The organism is Pseudomonas sp. IT-P12 (assembly GCF_949767465.1).
GTDB lineage: Bacteria > Pseudomonadota > Gammaproteobacteria > Pseudomonadales > Pseudomonadaceae > Aquipseudomonas.
Window position 1 is genome coordinate 499,813 of record NZ_CATKPY010000021.1, and the last position, 13,651, is coordinate 513,463.

The 13,651-nt window shown below is 60.9% G+C and carries 15 protein-coding genes; 7 read left to right on the top strand and 8 right to left on the bottom strand.

Going from position 1 to position 13,651, the window contains the following annotated elements:
* Positions 1-51: 51 nt before the first annotated feature.
* Together dusA and tal are read left to right on the top strand one after the other, a co-directional pair.
* Positions 52-1,038 carry a tRNA dihydrouridine(20/20a) synthase DusA gene (gene dusA / locus ACM6IM_RS11335; RefSeq protein WP_414865167.1) on the top strand — a complete coding sequence of 329 codons (987 nt, stop codon included), beginning with the start codon at positions 52-54 and terminating at the stop codon, positions 1,036-1,038.
* Positions 1,039-1,241: 203 nt separating this feature from the next.
* On the top strand, positions 1,242-2,168 hold the full coding sequence (tal, locus tag ACM6IM_RS11340) for a transaldolase (protein WP_414865168.1): 927 nt from the start codon (positions 1,242-1,244) through the stop codon (positions 2,166-2,168).
* Between the two features lie 145 nt (positions 2,169-2,313).
* Here tal and rssC read toward each other — a convergent pair whose 3' ends face one another.
* Positions 2,314-2,796 (bottom strand): anti-sigma factor antagonist RssC, encoded by a 483-nt coding sequence (gene rssC / locus ACM6IM_RS11345; RefSeq protein ID WP_192301801.1) that lies wholly within the window; start codon positions 2,794-2,796, stop codon positions 2,314-2,316.
* The gene (rssB, locus tag ACM6IM_RS11350) at positions 2,796-3,977 is read right to left on the bottom strand and encodes a two-component system response regulator RssB (RefSeq protein WP_192301802.1); all 1,182 of its coding nucleotides are present in this window, start codon (positions 3,975-3,977) and stop codon (positions 2,796-2,798) included. The genes rssC and rssB overlap by 1 nt, the downstream gene beginning before the upstream one ends.
* A gap of 274 nt (positions 3,978-4,251) precedes the next feature.
* Between rssB and ACM6IM_RS11355 the strand changes: the two genes are divergently transcribed.
* Positions 4,252-4,551, top strand: a complete 300-nt coding sequence (locus ACM6IM_RS11355) for a PilZ domain-containing protein (RefSeq protein ID WP_414865169.1) — start codon at positions 4,252-4,254, stop codon at positions 4,549-4,551.
* A 61-nt stretch (positions 4,552-4,612) separates the two neighbouring features.
* Here ACM6IM_RS11355 and ACM6IM_RS11360 read toward each other — a convergent pair whose 3' ends face one another.
* The gene (locus tag ACM6IM_RS11360; RefSeq protein WP_192301804.1) at positions 4,613-5,302 is read right to left on the bottom strand and encodes a VacJ family lipoprotein; all 690 of its coding nucleotides are present in this window, start codon (positions 5,300-5,302) and stop codon (positions 4,613-4,615) included.
* 204 nt (positions 5,303-5,506) lie between these two features.
* Here ACM6IM_RS11360 and ACM6IM_RS11365 point away from each other — a divergent pair, with 204 nt between their 5' ends.
* Together ACM6IM_RS11365 and ACM6IM_RS11370 are read left to right on the top strand one after the other, a co-directional pair.
* Positions 5,507-6,124 (top strand): HAD family phosphatase, encoded by a 618-nt coding sequence (locus tag ACM6IM_RS11365; protein ID WP_414865170.1) that lies wholly within the window; start codon positions 5,507-5,509, stop codon positions 6,122-6,124.
* 109 nt (positions 6,125-6,233) lie between these two features.
* Positions 6,234-6,497 (top strand): DUF4404 family protein, encoded by a 264-nt coding sequence (locus tag ACM6IM_RS11370; RefSeq protein ID WP_192301806.1) that lies wholly within the window; start codon positions 6,234-6,236, stop codon positions 6,495-6,497.
* Positions 6,498-6,571: 74 nt separating this feature from the next.
* Here ACM6IM_RS11370 and queF read toward each other — a convergent pair whose 3' ends face one another.
* Both queF and ACM6IM_RS11380 read right to left on the bottom strand, forming a co-directional pair.
* A complete protein-coding gene (gene queF / locus ACM6IM_RS11375; RefSeq protein WP_414865171.1) occupies positions 6,572-7,402 on the bottom strand; it encodes an NADPH-dependent 7-cyano-7-deazaguanine reductase QueF in 831 nt (276 codons plus the stop codon).
* 61 nt (positions 7,403-7,463) lie between these two features.
* Positions 7,464-7,979 (bottom strand): plastocyanin/azurin family copper-binding protein, encoded by a 516-nt coding sequence (locus ACM6IM_RS11380; protein ID WP_414865172.1) that lies wholly within the window; start codon positions 7,977-7,979, stop codon positions 7,464-7,466.
* Between the two features lie 155 nt (positions 7,980-8,134).
* Here ACM6IM_RS11380 and ACM6IM_RS11385 point away from each other — a divergent pair, with 155 nt between their 5' ends.
* Together ACM6IM_RS11385 and ACM6IM_RS11390 are read left to right on the top strand one after the other, a co-directional pair.
* Positions 8,135-8,815, top strand: a complete 681-nt coding sequence (locus tag ACM6IM_RS11385; RefSeq protein ID WP_192301809.1) for a heavy metal response regulator transcription factor — start codon at positions 8,135-8,137, stop codon at positions 8,813-8,815.
* Complete coding sequence (locus ACM6IM_RS11390; RefSeq protein ID WP_414865173.1) at positions 8,815-10,164, top strand: heavy metal sensor histidine kinase; 1,350 nt, start codon at positions 8,815-8,817, stop codon at positions 10,162-10,164. Before ACM6IM_RS11385 ends, ACM6IM_RS11390 begins: the two co-directional genes overlap by 1 nt.
* A 140-nt stretch (positions 10,165-10,304) precedes the next feature.
* Here the strand turns inward: ACM6IM_RS11390 and ACM6IM_RS11395 are convergent, their stop codons facing one another.
* The 3 genes from ACM6IM_RS11395 to ACM6IM_RS11405 all read right to left on the bottom strand — a co-directional run bounded on the left by ACM6IM_RS11395 (position 10,305) and on the right by ACM6IM_RS11405 (position 13,557).
* On the bottom strand, positions 10,305-11,549 hold the full coding sequence (locus ACM6IM_RS11395; protein WP_192301811.1) for a lipoprotein-releasing ABC transporter permease subunit: 1,245 nt from the start codon (positions 11,547-11,549) through the stop codon (positions 10,305-10,307).
* Positions 11,550-11,612: 63 nt separating this feature from the next.
* Positions 11,613-12,299 carry a lipoprotein-releasing ABC transporter ATP-binding protein LolD gene (gene lolD / locus ACM6IM_RS11400; RefSeq protein WP_192301812.1) on the bottom strand — a complete coding sequence of 229 codons (687 nt, stop codon included), beginning with the start codon at positions 12,297-12,299 and terminating at the stop codon, positions 11,613-11,615.
* A 7-nt stretch (positions 12,300-12,306) separates the two neighbouring features.
* Positions 12,307-13,557, bottom strand: coding sequence for a lipoprotein-releasing ABC transporter permease subunit (locus ACM6IM_RS11405; protein ID WP_192301813.1), 1,251 nt, complete (start codon positions 13,555-13,557; stop codon positions 12,307-12,309).
* Between the last annotated feature and the right edge of the window lie 94 nt (positions 13,558-13,651).

Here is a 13,651-nt window from a genome sequence, read left to right on the forward strand (position 1 = left end):
GTTTATCCCTGATAAACTGCACGCCTCCGCCTTCCTGATTCAGATCCCCCAATGCCTCAACGCAAAGCTACACCCTCCCGCCGCTTCTCCGTCGCCCCCATGATGGACTGGACCGACCGCCACTGCCGCTATTTCCTGCGTCTGCTCTCCAGACACGCCCTGCTCTACACCGAGATGGTCACTACCGGGGCGCTGCTCAATGGTGATCACGAGCGGTTCCTGCGTCACGACGAAGCCGAGCACCCGCTGGCCCTGCAGCTCGGCGGCAGTGTGCCGCTGGACCTGGCCGCGTGCGCGCGCATGGCCCAGGCGCAGGGTTACGATGAGGTGAACCTGAATGTCGGCTGCCCGAGCGATCGGGTGCAGAACAATATGATTGGCGCGGTGTTGATGGGGCATCCGCAATTGGTCGCCGATTGCGTGAAGGCGATGCGCGACGCGGTGTCGATCCCGGTGACGGTGAAGCATCGGATCGGTATCAACGGGCGCGACAGTTACGAGCAGTTGTGTGATTTTGTCGGCACGGTTCGCGATGCCGGGTGCACGAGTTTTACCGTGCATGCGCGTATTGCGATTTTGGAAGGTTTGTCGCCGAAGGAGAACCGCGATATCCCGCCCCTGCGTTATGACGTGGCGGCGCGGCTGAAGGCGGATTTTCCGGAGCTGGAGATCATTCTGAACGGCGGGATCAAGACGCTTGAGGACTGTCGCGAACATTTGCAGACGTTCGACGGCGTGATGCTGGGCCGCGAGGCGTATCACAATCCTTACCTGATGGCCGAAGTGGATCAGCAATTGTTCGGCAGCACGGCACCGATGATCAGCCGCGCCGAAGCGCTGGCGCAGTTGCGGCCCTATATTGCGGCGCATCTCGAGGCGGGCGGCTCGATGCACCATATCACCCGGCATGTGCTGGGGTTGGGCACAGGTTTTCCGGGGGCCCGCAAGTTTCGGCAATTGCTCTCGGTGGACATTCACAAGACCAAAGAGCCTCTTGCCTTGCTGGATCAGGCGGCGCAGTTGCTGGAGGGGCGGTAACCGCACTCTCCCTGGTCATGGCTAACCGTCGCTCGCGTTGAACCTGTGCCCTGATTTGTCATCGTATCTATCGATACCGCGCCCCGCCAATCAGACAGCCGTTTCCAGGTTGTTGCCACCGGGGCCGTCGATACACACATGCGCCCTTGAGTGGCTGTCAGCGCTCGGGTAATGTCATTAGACCCACAGGACAGAGCACGCCCATGACTTCCAAGCTGGAACAACTCAAAAAATTTACCACCGTGGTTGCCGACACCGGCGACTTCGAAGCAATCGCTCGCGTCAAACCGGTGGACGCCACCACCAACCCTTCCCTGCTGCTCAAGGCGGCCGCCATTCCTGCTTACGCGGAATTGCTGAACGCCAGCGTCAGCGACTGCAAGGGTGACGTGGGCCTGGCCAGCGACCGCTTTGGCGTCGCCGTGGGCCAGGAAATCCTGAAAGTGATCCCTGGGCGCATTTCCACCGAAGTGGATGCACGCCTGTCGTTCGACACGGATGCCATGTTGAAGCGTGGGCACCGCCTGATCGAGCTGTACGAAAAAGCCGGCATCGGCCGCGACCGCGTGCTGATCAAGATTGCGTCCACCTGGGAAGGTATTCGCGCTGCCGAGATCCTGGAAAAGGAAGGCATCCAGACCAACCTGACCCTGCTGTTCTCGTTTGCCCAGGCGGCGGCGTGTGCCGATGCAGGTGTGTTCCTGATTTCGCCGTTCGTGGGCCGGATCTACGACTGGTACAAGAAGGCCAACGGCAACGACTACACCGGCGCGGACGATCCGGGCGTGCAGTCGGTAACGCGCATTTACAATTACTACAAGGCCAATGACTACAAGACCGTGGTCATGGGCGCCAGCTTCCGTAACCTGGGCCAGATCGAACACCTGGCCGGTTGCGACCGCCTGACCATCAGCCCGGACCTGATCGACAAACTGGCCGCCGACACCGGCAAGCTGGAACGCAAACTGGCGCCGGGCAATGCCGGCGAAGCGCGCTTGAGCCTGAATGAAGCGCAGTTCCGTTGGTTGTCCAACGAAGATGCCATGGCCACCGAGAAACTGGCCGAAGGCATTCGTCAGTTTGCCCGGGACCAGGAGAAACTCGAGGCACTGCTGCAGGCCAAGCTGTGATCTGATTTCCCGTCATGCAAAAAGGGCGAACCCTGGTGGGTTCGCCCTTTTTTGTGGGGATCAACTCTGTGGTGTTCTTGATACCGCCATCGCGGGCAGGTCAAGTCGTCGCACCGTCGCTCCCACACTTCATCCCCTCAGGAAATCAGTGCCGCTCCAGTGCATTGACCAGGTCATGGAACGCTTCGCGGTTGGAATCGTTCAGCCCCATCAGGATCTTGTGCGCTTCGAGCACCTTGATCCGCACCACTTCTTCGGATTGATCCTGATCCGGCAGGTCGTCCAGGCATTCCGGGCACGGCACAGGCTTGTCGACGATGTTGAACACCTGCTCGAAGCCCATGGACTGCAACAGACGGGTGATGTCTTCGTGGGTGGTGACCACGGTCGGCAGCAGGCCGACCTTTTGCCGCGACAGGATCGACAGCTTGGCCAGCAGGCCAAGGGTGGTGCTGTCGATGCTGCGGGTTTCGGTCAGGTCGATCACGATCGCGTTGAAATTCAACGCCGTGAAGATCCGCTCAATAGTCGCATCCAACGCCGAACACAGGGTCAGGCGAACTTCACCGACGAACTTCAGGACGAAGGTGCCGTCCTGCTCGGCGAACTGGATTCTACCGGTACTCATCAAAGATTCCTGCTCAACACCAACAGGGCGATATCATCCGGCATCTCCCCCAGCGTGGCCAATCCAAAAACCTGCCGCAGCCCATCCAGGGTGCCGCCCGCTGCCTTGACCCGCTGGGGCAAGGCCGCTTCTTTCTCTTTGAGTGTCGGTTCCGGCAAAAGGTCCAGAATGCCATCAGACATCAGCGTCAGGCTGAACGTCGGCGGCAGCTCCAGCACGTGGTCTTCGTAGGTGGCCTCATTGAAGAGGCCCACCGGCAGGCCACGCCCTTCCAGATAACGGACACTGTCTGGCGTGTACAACACAGGCAACGGCAAATGACCACCGATGCTATAGGTCAACAAACCTGTCTCCTCGTCGATGACTCCACCGACCATTGTGACGTGTTTACCCAGCTTACAACTGATCAGGCCTCGGTTGATATGACCAAGGACCTCGGAAGGCTTGAATTCCGGCAATGTGCCGTTGCGCTTGGACTCGAACAGCAAGCGCGTGGTCATGAACTTCAGCAGCACGGTGACAAAGGCTGAAGAAGCGCCATGCCCGGAAACGTCCGCCAGGTAGAACGCTACCCGACGCTCGTCGACCCGGAAGTAGTCGACGAAATCACCCGACAGGTACAGCGACGGGATGATCTGGTGTGCAAACTTGAATTCGTCGGTGGTCCATGGACTGACCGGCAACATGTTCATCTGCACCTGGCGACCGGCGTTCTGGTCCTCCTGGAGCAGGTTCAGGCTGGCTTCAAGCTCACGATTGGCCTTTTCCAGCTTCTCGCGGTAGCGCTGGTTTTCCAGCAGCAGGCGCGCACGATCCAGGGCCCGGCGTACGGAATGCTCGAGCACGGCCAGATCTTCGAGAGGCTTGATCAGGTAATCCGCCGCGCCCAGGCGCAGCGCCTCGACCGCGTCATTCATCACGCCGGCACCGGACACCACGATAACCGGTGTTTGCGGCGACCGCTCGGTGACCTGGCGGATGAGTTCGAGTCCGCCCATCTGTGGCATGCGCAGATCGCAGATGACCAAGTCGGGCTTGTCTTGCTCGAATACCTGAAGACCCTGCTGGCCATTGCCGGCCTGCAGGACGCTGAAACCACTGTCTTCCAAATAGGCGGCGAGGCTCGCGCGCACTACCTCGTCATCATCGATTATCAGCAGCGTGGCACTGGTTTTTGGCATGTGGGCAAACGGCGCCAGAATTAGGTTGGCGTAGCAGGCTGGGGTTGTCCCGGCTCACACTACTGGATTCGCTTTCTAGCCTCTCTGCCGCACCGCTTTCGGGCATTGACCCTACTCGCCGGCACACCAGAGGTGCCCTTCTAAGGCGCAGACGGTACTCCCATCCGCGGGGCGTTTCAAGCTCACGCCGATGGTCGCTTGACGTCTTTACTTGTCAAATCACCGGGAGTTATAAGAACAGGCAAAACCGTAACCCAATGGAAGGACGAAGCCCATGAGTCGAACCGATCGGGACTACAGCGAAAAGCGTGATTTCATCCGCATGCGAGTCGATGCCGATATCGCGCTGATTCATCAGGGAGACGAGATCGCAGCCGTCTGCGTCGACCTTTCCAGCAGTGGCATGCAGGTCGAGGCGCCTCGTTCATTTGCGGTCGGCGACCACCTCAGCGTGCGCATAGAGTCCGATCACGCTGCGCTCAAGGGCCTCGAAGCCGACACCGAGGTGGTGTGGGTAAAAGCACAGGACGGCGGTGCGCAGAAACTCGGGCTTACAATCCTGAAGATGAAATAAACAGGATCCAGAACGAAAAAGGCGGCCGATGGGCCGCCTTTCTCATGTTTACCGGTCGAAATCAGAAATCGTCTTCGACCTGGCCATCCTTCACTTTGAATTCGCGGTTCTGCAGGTACGCATTGCGAATGAAGGTGTACTTGTCGCCGCTGATCAGCTTCTCGCTGGACAGCAGACTGGCGCGGGTATCCACGATGTTCAGGGCGAAGATCGAATTACGCACCGGCACGTCGTTGATGTACCGGTAAGGGCCGGTGTAGCTGTCGACGAACCTGGCCGGCGCATCGCGCAGGGTGCTTGGGCCCAGCAGCGGCAACATGACGTAAGGACCGCTTCCTACACCCCAGTAGCCCAAGGTCTGACCGAAATCTTCGTCGCTGCGGTTCAGGCCCATGTGGGTGCCGACATCGAAGAAGCCGAGCAGGCCGAAGGTGGTGTTGAAGATCAGACGTGCAGTATCAACGCCTGCGGCAGCCGGTTTGGCTTGCAGGATGTTGTTGGCAAGGTTGGTGACATCACCCACGTTGCGATACATGTTGTGGATGCCGTCTTCGAGAAACTGCGGGGTCACGGCCTGGTAACCCTGGGCAAGCGGCTTGAGACCGTAGGTGTCGATGAAGTCGTTGAACTGGAAGATCGGACGGTTAACGCTTTCCCAAGGATCGTCTTCCGAAGCTGCCTGGGCAGCGAACGGAACCAGCATGACGCTGGCGCACACACAAAGCTGAGCTAGATGATTGCTCCAGCGCATAAAAAACTCCTTGGGGTTTGTACGGGGCGCAGGCCTCTTGGCCCGGGCATCAAGCTGCTTAGTATAAGACGGAAACGCCGCTTTAGGCAGCCTCGTGGGTGATGGCCTACGGACGATTCGCCATGACTGCCCGTGATTCACATCCCTGTCACTCAACTGTCATCGTTAACGCATAGCCTGTTTCGTTATTTCAGGGATGTTGACATGCCGCACGCCGAAGCCTTGCCTCTCGTCGCTCCGAACCTGACCGCCGTCCTGTTCGGCCTCAGCGGCTGCCTGGTGGATTTCGGCGCACGCACTCGCCAGCACGGCGTACGTGCCGAGCATGCCGAGGTGACACCGGGCGCGCTGGACAGTTTGCTCAGCCTGCAACGGCAACAGATTCCCTGTGCCTGGCTCGACGAACTCGCCCCTGCCGTCAGCCGGTCCCTGGCCGCCGCCCTGCCGGAATGGATCAAGCCATCGCAACACCCAGCAACAATCAATCCGTGGCCGGCGCCAAATGCCTGCTGGCAGGCGTTGATGGCATTGAATGTCGAGCGTCTGGATGGCTGCGTCCTGGTCAGCGGCGAACCGCGTCTGCTGCAGTCGGGCCTGAACGCCGGGCTGTGGACCATCGGGCTGGCGTCGTGCGGCTCGCTCTGTGGGCTGGCGCCCAACGAATGGCAAGCCCTGAGCCAGAAGGAGCGCGAACACCTGCGCGGCAAGGCCACGGTGCAACTTTTCAGCCTTGGGGTGCATTCGGTGATCGATCATCTGGGCGAGCTCGACACCTGCCTGGCGGACATCAGCCTGCGTCGCTGCAAAGGCGAAAAGCCCTGATCGAGATCATGCACGTTGCGCGCGAGTGGATTAATCTAAAGGTCAGCCATAGACCTTTGGCGCGCCGCTGCGGTCTATGCCAGTGCCTATCGATAAAAGGAAGAACGCCATGCCTGCCCGCGAATTGCAACAACAGCTCAACACTCTGCGCGAGCAACTGGAACAGAATCCCCCACTGACCGAAGTCGAGCGCGAAGATCTGCACGCGCTGATGCAGCAGATCGAACTTGAGCTTGAGCTCGAAACCAAAACCCAGGATTCCAGCGTTGCCGATAACGTGAACCTGGCCGTAGAACGCTTCGAAATCGAACACCCTACCCTCGCCGGCACCCTGCGCAACATCGTGCAGGCCCTGGGCAACATGGGTATCTGAAACCGCCGGATACAAAAAGCCCCGCCAATGGCGGGGCTTTTTCATGCCTGCAGGCTCGCTCCCCCAGGGTACGGTTATTGGCGAACCAGACGATGGTTTGGTAACCGTACGTCCTCGGTGCTGCGATATGGATTGATATCCAGCCCGCCACGCCGCACATAGCGCGCATACACCGTCAGCTTTTCCGGTTTCAGCAAGCGTTGCAGGTCGAGGAAAATCCGCTCCACGCATTGCTCATGGAAGTCCGAGTGCTGACGGAAACTGACGATGTACGCCAGCAGGCTTGCATGATCCAGTGCCGCACCGCGGTACTCGACCACCACGCTCCCCCAGTCGGGCTGGCTGGTGACCGGGCAATTGGATTTGAGCAGGTGACTGTGCACGCTTTCCTCGATCACGCGCGAATCATCGCAGCGCAACAACTCCGGACGCGGATGCTCATAATCGCTGACGCTGATGTCCAGGTCGTCGATGCAGGTGCCGGGCAACGCCACCACACCTTCGGCCTCGACCTCGCGCAAGCTGCGGACCCGCACGCCCACCGATTTGCCAGCAGCGGCGGACAAATCCTTGACCAGCGTCGCTTCCAGGCTGGCGGCATCGGCAAAGGGGGTCTGGTTCAAGGAGTTCAGGTACAGCTTGAACGACTTGGATTCGATGATGTTCGGTGAATCCGCAGGAATGCTGAATTCGCCAATCGCCACCACCGGTTTGCCGGAAGGCAACAGCCACGACAGCTCGAAGCAGTTCCAGAAGTCCACGCCCTTGTACGGCAGGGTTTCAGCCGTCAGTCCCAATTCCGCCCATTTTGCGGTGCGCGGGATCGGGAACAGCAAGGACGGCGTGTACGTGGCGATGTATTCGCTGGATTTGCCCAGCGGCGAGTGTTCGGCTGCGGGATGCATGGCGGAAACCTGACTGAAGAATCAGCGGATTCTACCAGCCTTTGCCCGCGCCTTAGAGTGCTTACTGACTGACAGTCAGCTTGCCGACCATGCCCGCCTGATAGTGACCCGGGATATTGCAGGCAAACTCCAGGCTGGTCGCCTGGGTGAACGTCCAGGTCAGCTCGGCAGTCTTGCCCGGCTCGACCAGCACGCTATTGGGGTCGTCGTGCTTCATTTCATGCCCCATGCCGGACATCGCACCGTGATCCATTTCCTTCATGCCGGTAGGCGTCAGCAGGCCGCTCTGCTGCATCTTGAGCATTTCCTGCTGATGTCGTGCATGCATCGCCGCGTCGCCAAGGTTGAATTCGTGCAACAACTTGCCTTTGTTCACCAGCACAAAACGAACGGTTTCACCGGCCTTGATATCTATCGCCTTGGGCGTGAACGACATGTCGCCCATCACCACTTCGACACTGCGGGTCGCCTTGGCGGCCGGGGCCGGTTGTCCGAAATCGAAACCGTGCCCCGGCGCTGCCCACAGCGGCGAACTCAACGCCAACAGACAGACCGCCATCGCTTTGCGTAAAAACATGGTCACACTCCAACAAGGTAAGGTTCAGCGTGGAAAAACCTTAGACTGCTGACGCTGCCCGCAACCTGACGAACAGATTACAACTTTGTCAGGTTGGCCTGCACCGACACCGCCCACGGTATAAAGCATCCGTCCCATTGATCCCGAGTCGCCCCATGAAACTGCTGATCGTCGAAGACCAGGCAAAAACCGGTCACTACCTGCGTCAGGGCCTGGCCGAGGCCGGATTCAACACCGAACTGGTCGCCGACGGCAGCACCGGCCAACAGTTGGCGCTGAGCGGTGACTACGCCCTGTTGATTCTCGATGTGATGCTGCCTGGCCGCGATGGCTGGCAAATCCTGCAGGCAGTGCGCAGTGCGGGCCTGGACACGCCAGTACTTTTTCTGACGGCCCGGGACGCCGTGGAGGACAGGGTCCACGGCCTGGAGCTCGGTGCCGACGATTATCTGGTCAAACCCTTCGCCTTCTCCGAACTGCTGGCCAGGGTCCGCAGCCTGTTGCGGCGCGGCAGCGCCCAACCCCAGGAAACCAGCCTGCAACTGGCGGACCTGCGCCTGGACCTGATCCGCCGCCGTGTCGAGCGCAATGGCCAGCGCATCGACCTGACCGCCAAAGAATTCTCCCTGCTGGAAATGCTCCTGCGCCGTCAGGGCGAGGTGCTGCCCAAATCGTTGATCGCCTCCCAGGTCTGGGACATGAATTTCGACAGCGACACCAATGTCATCGAGGTCGCCATCCGTCGTTTGCGTCTGAAGATCGACGACGAGTTCCCGAACAAGTTGATCCACACCGTGCGCGGCATGGGTTACGTCCTTGAAGAGCGCCCCGCCTGATGCGTCGACTGTCCTTGAGCAGCCGCCTGGCGCTGCTGTTCGCCGCCTGCACAGCCGTGGTGTCGCTGGTGGCCGGCGTGCTGTTCAGCCGCGCCAGCGAGGCGCACTTTGTCGAGCTCGACCAGCAATTGCTGGACGGCAAGCTGATGGCTTTGCGCCGGGCGCTGCCTGACCTGCAATCGAGCGGGAGCGAAGTCAGGCTGGCGGATGAACTGAGCCGTCAAGCCGACGTCTCCCTGCGCATCACCGGCAACGACGGCCAGCGCTGGTTCGACAGCTCGACGCGCCTGCCCGACAGGCTCCCGCAAACGCCAGGGTTATCCACGATCAGCCACGACGGCACCGACTACCGGGTGCTGAATGCGCCACTGTCTGTCGACCGGCCGGGCTCCCCGCAACTGACCCTGTTGCTGGACATCACCCATCACCAGCATTTCCTGCAACGCATGCAGCGCCTGATCTGGCTGACCGTCGGCCTGTCCGCCCTGGCCACCGCACTGCTCGGTGCCTGGGCGGCGCGCAGCGGGCTACGGCCGTTGCGCCGCATGAGTGCGGTCGCCCGTGGCGTTTCAGCGCAATCGCTCAATGCCCGCCTGCCCGCAGAAGACATGCCGCCAGAGCTCGCGGAAATGGCTCACCATTTCAACGCCATGCTCGGACGCCTCGACGACTCTTTTCAGCGGCTCTCGGCGTTCTCCGCCGACATCGCCCATGAACTGCGCACACCGCTGTCGAACCTGCTGACCCACACCCAGGTCACCCTCACCCGCCCTCGCCCCCTCGAAGATTATCGCGAAGCGTTGCACAGCAACCTCGAGGAGCTGCAGTGGATGGCGCAACTGGTCAACGACATGTTGTACCTGGCCAAGGCCGACCACGGTCTGTTGGCGCCCAGGCGCGAATCGCTGGAGCTGGCGGAAGAAGCGGATGTGCTGCTGGAGTTTTTTGCGCCACTGGCCGAGGACGCCCGGGTAACGGTCAGCCGTCATGGCAGTGCGCGCATCGACGGCGATCGCAGCATGTTGCGGCGGGCGCTTTCCAATCTGCTGGACAACGCCTTGCGCTTTACCCCGGCCGGGGGGGAGATTCGGGTACGCATCACCGATCAGGCCAAAGGCTTGAGCCTGACCGTCGAGAACAGCGGCGCCGGCATCGACGCAGCCAGGTTGCCGCGTTTGTTTGACCGGTTCTACCGGGCAGACCCGGCGCGACAGGAAGGCAGCAGCGAACATGCGGGACTGGGATTGGCGATCACCGAGTCGATCGTTCGAGCCCATGGCGGGCGGATTCATTGCGAATCGGAGCAGGGGTGGACCCGGTTTGTGATCACGCTACCCAGAATGGATTGACGTACACAGGACTGGCCCCTTCGTAGGCCAAGCCCGCTGCCCCATGGGGACCGAGTCGTTTACAAATGCGTATCTCGACTCGGTCAACCGTGGGAGCGGGCTTGGTCCGGCCGGCATTCCGACGAAAGCGGTCTGTCAGCTTACGAATATCGAAGGGCGTGAGCCGGTTCGACCTTCGCCGCCCGCCACGCCGGGTAAACCGTGGCCAGGAAACTCATGACGAACCCCGCCGTGCAGATCAGGGCCACATCGCCCCCCTGCAGCTGCGAAGGCAGATTGCTGACGAAGTACACATCGGAACTGAAGATGTGCTGCCCGCTCACCCGCTCGACCCAGCCAACCAGCTCACTGACGTTCAGCGCGGCGATCACGCCCAGCACGCCACCGATCAACGTGCCCACCACCCCGATCACCGTCCCCTGGACCATGAAGATCGCCATGATCTGCCGGGGCGTGGCGCCGATGGTGCGCAGGATCGCGATGTCGGCGCCCTTGTCGTTCACCACCATGATCAGCGTGGCAATGATGTTGAACGCCGCCACCGCAACGATCATCAGCAACAGCAGGCCGATCATGGTTTTTTCCATTTTCATCGCGCTGAACAGGCTGCCCTGGGTGTGCGTCCAGTCGTCAGCCTTGTAGGCCGTGCCCAAACCGCCAGCGATATCGCTGGAAACCTTCGGCGCCGCGTACAAGTCCTTCAATGCCAGGCGCACACTCTGCACCTGGTTCGGTTGCCAGTGCTGCATCTGCGCGGCGTCGGCGACGTGGATCAGTGCCATCGAGCCATCGAGCTCAGCCCCTACCTTGAATACGCCCACCACGTTCAAACGCTGCATGCGCGGGGTGATCCCGCCCGGCGCGGTGCTGACTTCCGGCACGATCAGGGTGATCTTGTCACCGACATTCAAGCGAAACCGTCGCGCCGTGATCTCGCCGATCACCACACCGAACTCGCCCGGCTTCAGGGCATCGAGACGACCCTGAACGATGTGCTGGGCAACGATCGACACCTTGCCTTCCAGCGCCGGATCCACGCCGCTGACCTGGATCGGCTGCATCGAACCTTTGTAGGACAGCATGCCTTCCAGTTCGGTGAACGGCACGGCGGCAGTCACTTCAGGGTTCTTCATCGCCGCCGCCGCCACCGGCTGCCAGTCGTCGATCGGGTTGACGCCGACGATCGTGGCGTGGGGCACCATGCCGAGGATGCGCGAACTCATTTCACGCTGGAAACCGTTCATGACCGACAACACCACGATCATCGACAGCACGCCGAGGGCGAGGCCGATCATCGAAGTCATCGAGATGAAGGAAACAAAGCGATTGCGTCGCTTGGCGCGGGTATAGCGCGTGCCGATAAAGATCGATAACGGTCTGAACATTCGCTGGGGCACCGTATAAAAATCAGCTTTAAAAAGCGGTCAGTCCCTTGAGCGCAGCAGCGCTCAAGGGATTGGGGTCAGGCAACCTTCCTGCAGGTGCAGGACACGATCCATCTGGCGCGCCAGGTTCATGTCGTGGGTCACCACCAGGAACGCCGTGCGCATCGACGTGCTGAGTTCCAGCATCAATTCCTGAATGCCTTCGGCCGTGTGGGAATCGAGGTTACCGGTCGGCTCGTCGAGCATCACCAGGCCGGGCTTGTTCACCAGCGCACGGGCGATGGCCACGCGCTGACGCTCGCCGCCGGACAACTCTGCAGGCTTGTGCTCCAGCCGATGGCCGAGCCCTACCCGCTCCAGCAACGCGGTCGCACGCTGGCGCGCCTCGGGGATTGCAGTCTTGCCGATCAGCAGCGGCATGCAGACGTTTTCCAGCGCGGTGAACTCAGGCAGCAAATGGTGGAACTGATACACGAAGCCCAGTGCACGGTTGCGCAGCAGGCCACGGTTTTTCTCGCTCAGGGCCGACAGCTCCTCACCGTCGAGCCAGACGCTGCCCTTGGTCGGCGTATCGAGGCCACCGAGCAGGTTGAGCAAGGTACTTTTGCCCGAACCCGACTTGCCGATGATCGCCACGCGCTCCCCCGGATGCAGTTCCAATTGCAAGCCACTGAGAACCTCCACCGATTCAGGGCCTTCCTCGTAGGACTTGCCCAGGTTGCGGCAGCTCAAGATTGCTTTATCACTCATGCCCGACTCACTCATAACGTAGCGCCTCCGCAGGCTGGGTGCGCGCGGCACGCCAGGCTGGATACAGGGTGGCGAGGAAACTCAGGACCAACGCGGCGGCGCAGACCATCAACACATCCTGGCTCTGCACTTGCGACGGCAGGTAATCGATGAAATACACGTCGGCGTTGAGGAATTTGTGGCCGATCAGACCTTCGAGCGCCGAGATCGCGGCGCTGACGTTCAGCGCGGCGAAGATCCCGAGGACGGCGCCGATCAACGTGCCGACCACGCCGATGACGGTGCCCTGCACCATGAAGGTCGCCATGATCGTGCGCGGCGTGGCGCCGAGGGTGCGCAGAATCGCGATGTCGCTCTTCTTATCGTTCACCACCATCACCAGCGTGGAAATGATGTTGAACGCGGCGACGGCGACGATCAGCAGCAACAGCAGGCCGATCATGGCTTTTTCCATGCGGATCGCCTGGTACAGGTTGCCGTGGGTACGCGTCCAGTCGCGGGCGTAGTAATGGTCTTCGCCCAGCTGCTGGGCGATGTTCCACGCGGTCCGTGGTGCCTGGAACAGGTCGTCGAACTTCAGGCGCAGGCCTTGCACCTGATCCGGCTTCCAGCGGTGCAGTTTCCCCAGGTCCTGCAGGTTGGTGACGCCCAGGTAACCATCGATCTCGCCGGCACCGACGTGGAAGATGCCCACCACGGTGAAGCGCTTCATGCGCGGGAACATCCCGGCCGGCGTCACGGTGACTTCCGGCGCGACGAAGGTCAGTTTGTCGCCAATGGCCGCACCGAGCTTGGCGGCCGCCTTGTCGCCGATGACGATGCCAAAGCTGCCGGGCTCGAGGTCGTCGAGCTTGCCCTGCAACATGAACTTGTCAATGATCGACACCTGCCGCTCCAGTGCCGGGTCGATGGCATTGAGCAGTACCTTGGACACCTTGCCGTTGTTGGTCAGCAGGCCCTGCATCTGGGTGAAGGGCGCCACGGCCGTCACCTGCCGGTTCTGCCGGACCTTGTCGGCCAGACCCTGCCAGTTGCTGATCGGCTCGCCGGACTCGATGGTCGCGTGGGGCACCATGCCCAGCACGCGGGTACGCATCTCATGATCGAAGCCGTTCATGACCGACAGCACCACGATCATCACGATGACGCCAAGGGCGAGACCGATCATGGAAGTCAGGGAAATGAACGACACAAAGTGATTGCGACGCTTTGCACGGGTGTAACGCGTGCCAATGAATACGAAGAGAGGTCTGAACATGTCGGGGCTTGTTCGGAGGGAAAAGGAACGTCCTTGTGGCGGGGGTCGATAACCAGCTTTACACTCAGACCACCGCCGCTACCATGGGTTCGCC